This is a genomic window from Roseivirga sp. BDSF3-8 (genome assembly GCF_041449215.1).
GTDB lineage: Bacteria > Bacteroidota > Bacteroidia > Cytophagales > Cyclobacteriaceae > JBGNFV01.
Window position 1 is genome coordinate 1,158,040 of the sequence record NZ_JBGNFV010000001.1, and the last position, 12,521, is coordinate 1,170,560.

Below are 12,521 nucleotides of genomic sequence, written 5' to 3' on the forward strand. Positions count from 1 at the left end.
AGCCCGTCCGGGCAATACTACTTCACACCTATAAACCAAACCCTATGCTGACCGAAACCCTACCCTCGCCAGCCGAGTCGAGACCCGTAATCCCCCTCATCGGCACCGCTACAAATTTACTATATGGCTATAATCCTGCCTGGTTAAGCCAGGGACAGGGCAACAATGCCTTGTTTCCGGTACCGGGCAACCCCCTGACAGCTTCGGAAGCTCCTGCACCGTCTGTTACGGCCGAATGGAGCTTCCCGTATATATCCCTGCACGAGTCCGCCACCTCTCTTATGGATGAGTTGCTCCCGTATGAGATAGACGACCCCTCTGACGGGATAGATAGCCCGGCATTGCCTTCCGGAGCCCTGATGCTGGGCGACAGTGACCATGACCAGGCCATCAGCCGGCTCTCCGATACGCTGGGTGTAAACCTGGCGGCTGCCGATACGGGGTTTGTACTTGTAAAACTGGTACGGAAGGACGATACCGCTTCTCACAGCAGCCGGGACATGGGCGTACTTATTCACCCCAACCCCTCCCGTATTCCGGATGAGCTGGGAGTTAGCGATGAATACACGCAAGCTATGGGCTCTCTGAAAAGAGTAAAACCCCGCGGTGCTGCCTTTTCTCCGGACAAAGTAAGTGCGGAGGATGCCAATGGCTACCTGGACTGCTTCAGACAGCTGGGCACCCATTTTATTTCCCGCATGGAGCTGGGGGATATGATCTTTCAGGTATATGCCATGCCCTCTGCACGATTTGAGCGGGTAAAAAAGATCTATGCCGACCAGAAGGATAAGCTTAGCGGCCCGCAGGCAGAGCTATTCAGGCAGTATACTACGGATGCCAATACGGGCGCGTTCGGTTACGTTAGCGAGTATGGCCGCATACTCAGCCTGAGCCTGAGCAGTAAGATACAGGATACGGTGACAGCCGGTGACTGGATGGACGACAAATACGCAGAGCATAACAGCTTATTTGCAGCATTTAATACGGAATCACCTGTGAGCCTGCAGAAAATGAACGCAGACTTCAGGGAGGTAACAGCGCTGCGCACTTACCTGACCAGCCTTACGCTATATACAGAGCACAGCCGCAAGCAGATATGGCGCAGGGTATTTAAGGCAGCGGCGGTACAGAAGTATGGGGATGCCATAAAGCCTAACTTTGTGAGCTACTGTCCATACGGTTCTGAATCCGGTCTGGCTAAGAAGCTCTCGCAAAACGAACTCCCAGGCTTCCTGTCTAATATTGCTACGCCCTTTATCAATACGTACAAAGCAGCGCTGGACCTGAAGGAACTGAAGTTTGTGGCAGAAGATGAGGTAAAGGCGCTTACGCTTTATATCAATTACCTGCAGCATAACTCTGAAAAGCCTCTGCACTTACCTGGTGAAGAGGTAATGATAACAGGTCAGCTATTTGCAGTAGAGAAAAAAGACTACACTCCTGCCATCGAGCTAACGGATGAGGGGTATGATAACCTTGTGATTAATGCGAAACAGTTCTACGGTGCGCTACGGGTGCAAAATCAGGCCGGTAGTAAGCATTACACGCTGGTAGACGGTCTTCGCTATATTACTAAACCATCACAGGCTAAAACAAACGGCTCTTCGATCACTACACCCGGCAGTCGCAGCTATGTGACGGTAGACGGAGACATCCGTCAGGCGCCGGCAGAAAAGCACCTGGACAAGCTAAAGCAAAGCCTGCAGTTTAATTTTACCTTTGCCCAGGCGGCGGATAATACGCTGAAGGCTAATCAGCCTGAGCGAAGTGAGGTAGAAAACTTTGTGCATGACAGCCTGCTGTGGATCACGGAGATCATACCGGCTACTAACCGTGATGCGGACCTGCTGAACATACGGGTGCAGGCGCTGGACCTGGCGCATGTGGATGATGACCGCTCCCTGGGTTCTTTTGTGCCCCTTCTACCCTTTAACCGGTACCAGGCACAGGTAGAAAAAATCCTGGCGTTGCTTCGTGACATAGACTTTACGATAGACCGCTACCACCAGGATATTGAGATCCGTAAAACGCAGGAGCTTATCATTAACGTAGGCAAGGATCTGAATAAAAACATCATCGCATCCGGCAAATTGCTTTCGGGCTATGTAGATGCCAGTATTGAGCAGCAAAAGTCGCTCTCGGGGTATTACGGTTCTATTATTAATGAGAAGAAACAGGAGCTGCAAAAGCAGGAGGATACGGTAGGCAACCTGCGTTCGGAGGTTACCAGCCAGCAGGCAGATGTAGGCACGGCGGTAGCCAACTACAAGCAGGCTATAGAGGACTGGCGCATTACCGAAGCCATCAAGTTTGGCCTTACGGTGGCTACGGACCTTTTCTCACTGGGTACATCGTTTCTGATACCTGCCAGCTCCATTAGTGCAGTTAAGGACCTGGGACTGCTGGCACAGCGCATCCAGAAGTTTCTGAATGTGGCCAATGCGACCATGAAGCTATTCACTGACACCTCTACGGGAGTAGACAAGTTTGTGAAAGCGCAGGAGGCATTTGATGGTATCGAGAACGCCGTGACGGCAGATCTTCCATGGGATGAGATGTCAATCCTGATGGACCAGGTGCTCTCAACGGGACCCAATGACCCGAATGTGAATGAGAAAAAGGCGGCGCTGGTAGCGGCCTTCAAGATCTATGTACTCAAAGGCAAGGCTCTCTCAGCGGCCATGTCTTCCACACGGCAGACGGCACAGGACATTTATAGCCGCCAGCAGCAAAAGAACCTGTTGGACGAGCAGATAGGCCGGCTTGAAAAGCTGGATACTGACCTGAACCCGGCGACTATCAATGACCTGGATAAAAATGCGATAGATCTGATGGGGCTTACGGGTACCCTCAGCATGGTAAGGTCACAAATGCTGGGCATGCTGGCACGGGCCTTTACTTTGCAGGATCAGGCACTGCAGTACACTTATTTGCAGCCCCCTACGCCTATCCATTCATTCGATACGCTGGGTATACAGTCTGCAATAGTTACACAGGGTAATAATACGCTGGCTGCCGAAACAGCCTGGAGGCAGTTCCAGCCTTCTACTACTACGCCGCTGGATGTGGAGGTGGAAGTACCGGTTGAGGAACTACGTGACGGTAAAATATATCACTTTAACATTCAACCTAACTTTACAGAATTTCTGAAGTATGTGGACGTAAGGGTGAAGGCAGTAGTGGCCCGCGTGGATGGGATAAAGAGCACGGATAGCGGGGAGTACCTAGTAAAACTGGACTACACGGGGCGGCCTTTTTATGACCGTAATGCTGACCGGCAGACCATCGTCTTTAATACCCTGCAGCGGGAGCGTACTTATGAGTATAAAGTGGAAGGGAATAAACCAAAATTCTCGGACAAGGGTGATTCCTGGTCAGAGGGGGTAAATCCTATTACGCCTTTCTCAGTATGGGAACTCTCATTGCCTAAGACGCGGACAAATAAGAACATGGCCTTTGAGGACCTGACGGTAAAGGTAGTACTGACGTTTGTGCTTAATACACGCATCCATGATACCCGCAGCAGGCTGCTGCAGGCCTTCCGACTTACGGCAGACGGTGTGTCGGTAAACCAAAAGCCTTCGGTACAGCAGCTGGTAGGCCAGATGGCTGAAAAGTCGGTCATGAATAACTGGGACGTGGTATTTAACATGGACCTGGCCAAGATCAATAATGTGCTGGCGAGCCAATATGACAAACTCAAAAACAATGACAGGGAGTATGGTGGCAAAATCACAGCAGATTCAGCGGTACAGGGTGCCAATATTGGTGACATTCTCACGTACGTACTTCAGAAATTTAACCTGAGCTATGGCTATCCGCAGCTTACTTTCCTGGTGAATGACGGCAGTAACGGGGATCTGAATATGGAGATTACCTCGGGTACGGTACAAAAAGGCTCACGGTACGTAGGCTCGGACACTCAGGATGACCGCAATACGCTTGAGGTACTGGCCAGGGCGAATAACCTGCCACCGGATGCGGTAAAAGAGCAGACGATAGGGGGAGTGAAAAAACTGGTGCTTGAGTACTATAATGACCCTGAACCTATAGGCAGTACGGCCACACTCCGGGCGGTAATTAAAATAGATAAGGTAAAAGGGCTGGTAAATGACAACCAGGATATACTTAGTGTGGTACTGGACATGCAGAAGGGTAGCTTCTCGGCTAAAAATATCGAGATAGATATGAGTGACCAGCAGAAGGTCGCCTTTAGCGATGCGGTTAAGGCCTACTTCCAGGAGCACCCTGTTATGTTCATTATCAACTCACTGGATCTGTCGGGTATAGCTACTTTGCCGGACATGAAGCCTAACCAGTTCCTGTTTAAAGCCCTGAAAACCCAGGGAGGCAACGAACTGCTACAGCTCTTTATTCAGACTAATAAACGGGCGGTATTTAACTATAGCCAGACGTACATAAGTCCGGATGTGCCGGAGCCGATCCCGGAGGGCGCAGAGTGCAGCCTTATGATCAACAGCCGCATTATGTTCGGCAGTGTAATGCCCTCCAGTCTTACCTCAGGATGGAGCCTGAAAGGCGATAATCCCGGGGACACGAATAAGGCCTGGTCTGCGGAAGCCACGCAGGCAAGTATTGAAGGTGATGTGGACCTGAGTTCGCTGGATGGAAGCTATACTGCTCCGAGGAGCTTTACCACATCCTACTGGAAGTATGAGCCATGGGGAGGCAACCCGGTAAAATGGAGCCTGGACGGTATGAAAATTACGCCTGGCACTGATGGCCGTATGAGCCTGAATTACAGCAAGAAGAATCCGTTCTACTTTAATGAGAAGACGCGAAGCTGTTCATTCTGGTGTTCAGATTGGAAGGACAATAAACAGAGCACGGACATCACTCTTGTCGTCTCAGCCTCACTACCTACTAAGGTGAGTGGCACCGGCAGAAACCAGGAGATACAGATCAACGCGGGGCAGATTAACCCTAATGCGGAAGCACGTACCTCCGGGGGAGGGCCTTGCGGATCGGATGACCTGCAGGCTCAAATCAATGCCAAGTTACAGCCACAGGTGAAAGAGACGCTAGGCTCTAAGTTCAATATAAGTTTCAGCGGCGTATCGGTCTTTGCCCTGAAGAACCTGCTTTTCCCTTCTAATAACTACATAAAGCTTAGTGACGCTTATGTACCAGGTGACCTGCTGATCACGGGTACATTTGAAGAAGATGCCTGATCGTACTGGCATTATTTACAACCGGGAGGACTGCTTTAATAAGGCAGTCCTCTTTTTTTGTATTATGGAAAAATAATATTTCTCATCATTATAAATATGAATACCATGGCAATTTTTATAACTTATTAAACCTTACTTATTTATCTATAAATAAGTACTTTATAAACCTAACCAAAAACCTTAAGCCACCATGATAAAGCTAAAAATCACAGGATATCATCCTGTCATTTTTCTATTTCCACTCTTGTTGCTCTCCCCTCTGCTTAAAGGGGCTGACTTGCCTGCTGGTTTTGTAGAGACCAGGGTCGCCAAAGACCTTGACCCTACCGGTATTACCGCTGCCCCTGACGGGCGGATTTTTATCGCCCAAAAGGATGGCCGGATCACTATTGTAAAAGACGGGATGCACCTTAGCACACCATTTCTTACGCTGGATGTGGACAACTTCAATGAACGGGGGCTGATGTCTATTGCCTTCGATCCTGATTTTGAAAACAACTCCTATGTATATGTTTTTTATACTGTGCCTGAATCGGCGAATGAAGAGGTGCACAACCGGGTAAGCCGCTTCACGGCCAATGGGGATACGGCGGACCCGGCGAGCGAGCAGGTACTATACGACTTTCACAGGGTATCTGCCGGCATACATAATGGAGGGGCTCTCTTCTTTAGAGATGGCTACCTTTTCGCCTCGCACGGGGACAATGCCTATGGCCCTAACTCGCAAACCTTACTTTCTAACCTGGGTAAGCTCATCCGCATTAATCCTGATGGAAGCATTCCTGCGGATAACCCTTTTTACAATGAAACCACGGGCGAACTGCGGGCTATTTATGCGCTGGGTTTCCGCAATCCATTTAAGGGAGGTGTAGATCCGCAAACGGGGAAGATCTTTTTAAATGATGTGGGACAGGCTGCCTATGAAGAGGTGAACGAGGTGGTGCCGGGTGGCAACTATGGCTGGCCATACGTGGAAGGCCCCATTGCCGGACAGACACCCCCTGACAACTACCAGGATCCTGTATACGCTTATGGTCGCACGGAAGGCTGCAGCATTACAGTGGGCGGTTTCTATAATCCTGTTTCCTCACCCTACCCTTCGGAATGGCAGGGGAAGTATTTTTTCGGGGATTACTGTGCTAACTACATTAAGGCCCTGGACCCCCAAACCGGCCAGCTTACTACGTTCGGCACTGGTTTTAAACGACCACTGGATGTAGCGGTGGACGACGAAGGTATTTTGTATGTACTGGTAAGGCAGGGCCTGGGAGGAGGCTCACAGCAGGACAATACGTCCAGTAGTGACGGCGAACTGTGGCGGATGGACTATACCGGCAGTACGGCTCCTGTGATCACGGTACAGCCGGAGAGTGTGACTACGAATGCAGGCAATGATGTGCTGTTTACGGTAGCAGCCTCGGGCAGTAGCCTTCAGTATCAGTGGCTTAGAGATGGCGCAAACATAGCGGGGGCCACCTCGTCTTCTTACTTGCTGGAGGATGTATCGGTGGCGGATGACAGTGCCGCCTTCAGGGTATTTGTATATAACAGTGTGGATACGGTCGTAAGCGACGTAGCACTGCTCAGAATAAACAGTAATACGCCTCCTACCTTAGCCATTGATTCACCGGACTCTACTCTTCTGTACCAGGCAGGGCAGACAATAACGTTTAGCGGTACGGCTACGGACGCGGAAGACGGCCCCTTGCCGGACTCGGCCTATACGTGGTGGATAGACTTTCACCATGATAGCCATACACACCCGGCACTGGACGAAACCAGTGGCATAACCAGCGGCAGCCTTACCATTTCCCGTACGAATGAAACGTCGGACAATGTATGGTATCGCATCTATCTGAGGGCCACGGACAGCGACGGTGCCTCTGTAGTGACATACCGGGAAATATACCCGCAAAAGGCGGATATCACACTGGCTACCGACCCCCCGGGCCTGGAGTTACTGCTGGATGGAAAAGCGGACACAACGCCCTATACGGTGACGGGGGTGGTGGGCATAACGCGCACGGTGGAAGCACCGCAGCAGCAGGCTCTGAATGGAGTAAATTATGTATTCGATAGCTGGAGCGACGGAGGTGCGGCCACGCATGACATCACCACGCCGGAGACCAACACGGTATATACGGCACTGTATGTGGTGGATACGACGGCACAAGATTCTCTGAGAATCCCGGAAGACCCGGCGAATACTGTAAATGGCCTGGACTATGCCTACTATGAACAAACGTGGTACAGCCAGCCGGACTTTAGCGCCTATATACCAGCAGATACCGGCACTACGGCTGTACCAGACCTGGCGCTACGCCAGCGTGAGGACTACTTCGGCATGCAGTACACCGGGTATGTGGAAGTGCCGGCGGATGGTGAGTATACATTTTACACGGCCAGTGATGATGGTAGCGTACTTTATATAGGAGATAGCCTGGTGGTGGATAATGGCGGGCTGCATGCCTTGCAGGAAAGGTCGGGCCGCATAGGATTGCAAGCAGGGAAGCATGCGGTACGTATAGAGTATTTTGAAAAAACGGGAGGACAAACGCTGACTGTAAGCTACGACGGTCCCGGCCAGCCAAAGGGTGAAATACCGGCCAGCGCCTGGTACCGGGTGAGTGCGGACACTACAGGACCGGCCCCTGGCCCGGACCCTGATCCGGTAAATTTACTACTGGAAGCAGAAGAGGCTACGGTATTCGGGGCCAACATTCTCCAATGGATTCCGCGCTATACAGGCAGCGGCTATGTGGACTATTCGGGGCAGTATGATGACTACATCGAATGGGTGGCCAACGTACCTGACTCCGGAGAATATACGTTGCAGTTCCGGTATGTGCTGGGAGCATCGGCCAGCAGACCGCTGGAGCTCAGGATAAATGATATGGTGACGGACCCTGCACAGGACTTTCCTGTTACTGCCGGCTGGAATGACTGGCAGGTAGTGGAAACAACGGTGACTCTCCCGGCAGGGCAAAATACCATCCGCACCACGGCCATAGGGTATAGCGGAGGTAATATAGACCACCTGCGTGTGTACAATGATGCTGGCGCGCCTGCTGCACGCACAAGTTTACAATCCTCTGTAAAGAAACTAAAACGGTCTGTGGAGGTATTCCCTGTGCCTGCCGACGCCAGCCTTACCCTATCTGGCATAGAAGGTGCAAAGGGGGCAAGGATGGTGGATGCTACGGGCAGAACGGTGTGGCAAACGGAAGCTGAACCCGCAGGTGTACTCAGGCTAAATACAAGCGGATTTGACAGTGGCCTGTACCTCCTGATTGTGGAAATGTCAGGAAGCACGGTACGAAAAAGGATCGTGATAAAACACTAATTTACTGAATAACAAATAATTACACACACCTAAATAGTAGCCCCGAAATTAGGTGTGTGTACATTTATTTTAACTGAAAAGAAGAAAAACTGTAACCTTAGCCATGCCTTTGCAGTTTTGATTAATGGTCGCCCATCAAAAGTTAAACATCATTAATAACAGGTCTGTGCAAAAGGGTATAGCTTACTTTCTTCTGATCATTTCATTTTTAACTTCTCCCGAACTTTTTGCTCAAAACAGCGAGCCGGGAAGCAATAACCTCTCAAAACCCTCTGTCACCGGACAGGTGGTGGATGAATCTACAGGTGAGCCGGTTCCCTTTGCCCAGGTGGCGCTATATAAGCCGGGGGGTAGTAGGCCGGTGAGCGGGGGCGTGACGGAGGCTGACGGTTCTTTTAAGATCGACGCCCAACCGGGTGTATATGAGTTAACGATACAGTTTCTGGGGTTTGCTGACCGTAGCCAGGAGGTTACTCTGAACAGCGGTAATAAGGCGCTGGGAAAGATCAGGCTTACGCCGGCTGCTGAGCAACTGGATGAAGTGGTGGTGACAGCGGAGGATATGCAGACCAGCCCGGTGGAAACTACTATGGAGGGTATGACGGTACGCCCTGACCGAACTATCTCCAACCTGGGTGGCAACCTGCTGGATGTCCTTAGAAACACGCCGAGTATAGATGTGGGCCAGGACGGGGGCATCTCAATACGGGGCAGCGGCAACACCAATATTCTGATCAATGGCCGTAACTCTGCCCTGGCTACGGACCTTGAGCAGATACCTGCCAGCGCAGTGGAAAGCATTGAGATCATTAATAATCCTAATGCCAAGTACGATGCGGAAGCGGCCGGCGGGGTGATCAACATCAAGTTGAAAAAAGGTAAGGACATGGGTACCAATGGCAAGGCGCAGGTAACGGCTGGCAGTAATATGCGCCTGGGCACTTCGCTACGTGTAAACCATAAAACGGAAAAGTATAATATCTATGGCGGATACAACTTCCGCCGCTGGCCGCGGGAGGGCTACTCGCGTACGACACGCCTGACTTTTGATAATGATGAGCGCCTGGAGCAGTATGGGGACAATGACCGTAATGACCGTGAACACACGTTTAGCCTGGGCGGGTCCATCTTTGCGGGAAAAAACAAGTTCAGCTATGAAGGGGCCATGAACATTGAGAATGAGAATGACTTTGAGGAGAACCTGACGGAGGTATTCGACCTGAATACGGATAACCTGATACTTGACTACGCCAGGGTTAATAATGAAATAGAGGAAAACTACACGTACGATAATGCGCTGATCTACGACCGCGCCTTTGATGATGAGGACCGGAGTTTCCGTGCGCTGATGAGCCACAGCTTCAGAACGGGTGTGGAAAACCAGTATATTGATGTTTACCCCAATACTGACTATACGGAAGGGGAAAACATGTCTGGTCAGGAACGTGCGCTTACGGATGAAAGCCGCCATAACATTATCGGACAGGCTGATTATGCTCAAAACCTTGGGCCGGGTAAGTTTGAAACGGGACTGAAAACGATTATCCGCTTGCTGGATAATGACTACCGCTATGAGATACAGGACGAGAGCGGTACTTTTGTGCTGCAGGACGAGATCAGCAACCAATTTAAATATTCGGAGCAGGTGTATGCTGCCTATGGTATTTATAGCCTGGAAAAGGGTAAGTGGAACCTGTCTGCCGGTACACGGCTGGAGCAGACGCTGATAGATACGGAGCTGGTGACTACCGGTGAAACGAATAACCAGAACTACCTGAGCCTCTTCCCGAGCTTCCAATCTAGCTACGCGATAAATAATGATCAGTCACTGAAATTTACCTACAGCCGTCGTATAGACCGTCCCAATGCGTGGCGCCTGAACCCTTTCCCTGATGTATCGGATTCACTGAACGTACGCTCCGGCAATCCTAACCTGCAGCCGGAATTTATCCAAAGCCTTGAGTTCGGCTATTTTATAAGCCTGGGCAAGGTGGAATTCACTACTAACACTTTTTACCGCCATGTAGACGGGCAGATTGACTTTCTGGTACAGGTGGAGAATGGCATATCTTACCGCCGACCTGAAAACCTGAACAGTAGCACGACGTATGGGTTTGAGATCATTAACAATACGGAGGTAACGCCGTGGTGGAAAATGAACGGTAGCTTCTCGCTGTTCCGTACGGAAGTGGATGGTACTAATATTGACGGGAACTTCACTAACTCCGGTGTGGCGTGGAACACTAAACTGACGACGGATTTTAGCCTGCCGGCAGATGTGGGTCTGCAGTTAACGGGTAATTACACAGCCCCGGAGATAGAAGCTCAGGGTCGGGACCTGGCACGCTACTATGTGGATGCCAGTGTGCAACGCTCATTTCTGGAGGACAGGGCCAAAGTGAGCCTAAGCCTGAGAGATATATTCAATACCCGCCAGTTTCAGGGTGAGAATGAAGGCGAGGACTTCTTCCAGGAGTTCACCTACAAGCGCCAGTCACGCATATTCCTTATCAGTGCGAGTTATAGCTTCTGATCTATTCAGGATAAGTAAAGCATGTTAGCCCTCTATTCAGCGGCAGGGTTTGAGGCCTCAAAGCGCTGTGTATTTGAATGGGTGGAGTATGGGTCTTTGAAGGTGGTTCGGGTGATGAGCCTGTCCCCTTTGTCGTAGGACATGTAATTAGAAAGCCAGTTTATAAGGACGAAGGTGCGGTTCTTAAATCCGGCCAGGTAGAAGATATGGACAAGGGCCCAGATCACCCATGCGGTAAAGCCACTTAGCTTAAGGCCTCTGATGTCTGCCACGGCGCGGCGGCGCCCGATGGTAGCAAGGTGGCCTTTATCAAGATAGTCAAAGGGTTCGGCCGATTCTCCCTTAATAAGCTTCAGTATGCATTTGGCTACATGACTCCCCTGCTGTATGGCTACGGGCGCAAGCATAGGGAGGCCCTTTGGATGCTCTTCTGTTATCAGGCCGGCCACATCCCCAATGGCAAATACATTGTTCATGCCGGCTACTTCCAGGGTTTCGGACACCTTCAGGCGGTTACCCTTTACTACTATGTCTTCGTTTAATCCTCCGGGAAAGCTTCCTCTAACGCCGGCGGCCCATATGAGGGTAGCGGCTTTTAGCTGCATTTTGGCATCTTCTATCTGTACGGTACGGCCATCATAGCCTGTCACTTTACATCCGAACAGGACTTTGACATCCATATTCTGCAGGTCCTTCAGGGTCTGTTTACTACTCTCTTCTGACATGCCTTTGAGCAACTGGTAACCGGATTGCAGCAGGTATATGGTGATGTTGTCGCCATTGTACTCAGGGTAATCCTTGGGAATGATATGGTCTCTGAACTCTGCCAGCGCGCCAGCCAGCTCTACACCGGCAGGCCCCCCGCCGACTATGGCAAAATTGGTCAGAACATCCTTCTCTTCCTGTATGCATGTCTGGGCGGCCATCTCCAGGTGGCTCAGCATGAGGCTGCGAATGTGTATGGCATCTTCTACGGTTTTCAGTCCGTAGCAATGCTCTTTTATTTTATTATTACCCAGAAAGTTGGTGACACTACCTGAAGCGATGATGAGGTAATCATAGGTAAGGAAGCCTTTGTTGGTAATAACCTTATTTTGAGCATGATCTATTCGCTCAACATTTGCCAGGCGGAAGGTGACATTATTATAGTCTCTGAAGCGCTTACGTAGCGGGAAAGAAACGGAGTCTGGCTCCAGGCCGCTGGTGGCTACCTGATAGATGAGGGGTACAAACTGGTGATAATTGTGCTTATCCAGTAGCACCACGTCCACGGGTTTATTTTTCAGCTTCTTTATTGCATTAAGCCCGGCAAACCCTCCGCCGATGACTACCACTCGGGGCAGGTCATTTTCAGGCAGGCAAAAGGGTTGCTCCTGCGGCCTTATCTCACTATCACTCATTTCATTTCCCATTTCAGTTGATATAACCGGGGCGGGATGGGCTTGTTAAAAAA

The 12,521-nt window shown here is 50.6% G+C and carries 4 protein-coding genes; 3 read left to right on the top strand and 1 reads right to left on the bottom strand.

Features of this window, described 5'->3' with window-relative positions:
• Positions 1-44: 44 nt before the first annotated feature.
• The 3 genes from AB9P05_RS04695 (at position 45) to AB9P05_RS04705 (ending at position 11,068) form a co-directional block, all read left to right on the top strand.
• Positions 45-5,192: a hypothetical protein gene (locus AB9P05_RS04695; protein ID WP_371907652.1), complete on the top strand. Its 5,148-nt coding sequence runs from the start codon at positions 45-47 to the stop codon at positions 5,190-5,192.
• Positions 5,193-5,382: 190 nt separating this feature from the next.
• Positions 5,383-8,535 (top strand): PQQ-dependent sugar dehydrogenase, encoded by a 3,153-nt coding sequence (locus AB9P05_RS04700; protein WP_371907653.1) that lies wholly within the window; start codon positions 5,383-5,385, stop codon positions 8,533-8,535.
• Positions 8,536-8,701: 166 nt separating this feature from the next.
• Positions 8,702-11,068 carry a TonB-dependent receptor domain-containing protein gene (locus tag AB9P05_RS04705; RefSeq protein ID WP_371907654.1) on the top strand — a complete coding sequence of 789 codons (2,367 nt, stop codon included), beginning with the start codon at positions 8,702-8,704 and terminating at the stop codon, positions 11,066-11,068.
• Between the two features lie 32 nt (positions 11,069-11,100).
• Here AB9P05_RS04705 and AB9P05_RS04710 read toward each other — a convergent pair whose 3' ends face one another.
• On the bottom strand, positions 11,101-12,480 hold the full coding sequence (locus AB9P05_RS04710; protein WP_371907655.1) for an NAD(P)/FAD-dependent oxidoreductase: 1,380 nt from the start codon (positions 12,478-12,480) through the stop codon (positions 11,101-11,103).
• Positions 12,481-12,521: the final 41 nt, after the last annotated feature.

Excerpts from the sequence above, each read along its gene's own strand:
- AB9P05_RS04695 (WP_371907652.1), top strand. The coding sequence starts at position 45 with ATGCTGACCGAAACCCTACCCTCGCCAGCCGAGTCGAGACCCGTAATC.
- AB9P05_RS04700 (WP_371907653.1), top strand. The coding sequence starts at position 5,383 with ATGATAAAGCTAAAAATCACAGGATATCATCCTGTCATTTTTCTATTT.
- AB9P05_RS04710 (WP_371907655.1), bottom strand. The coding sequence starts at position 12,480 with ATGGGAAATGAAATGAGTGATAGTGAGATAAGGCCGCAGGAGCAACCC.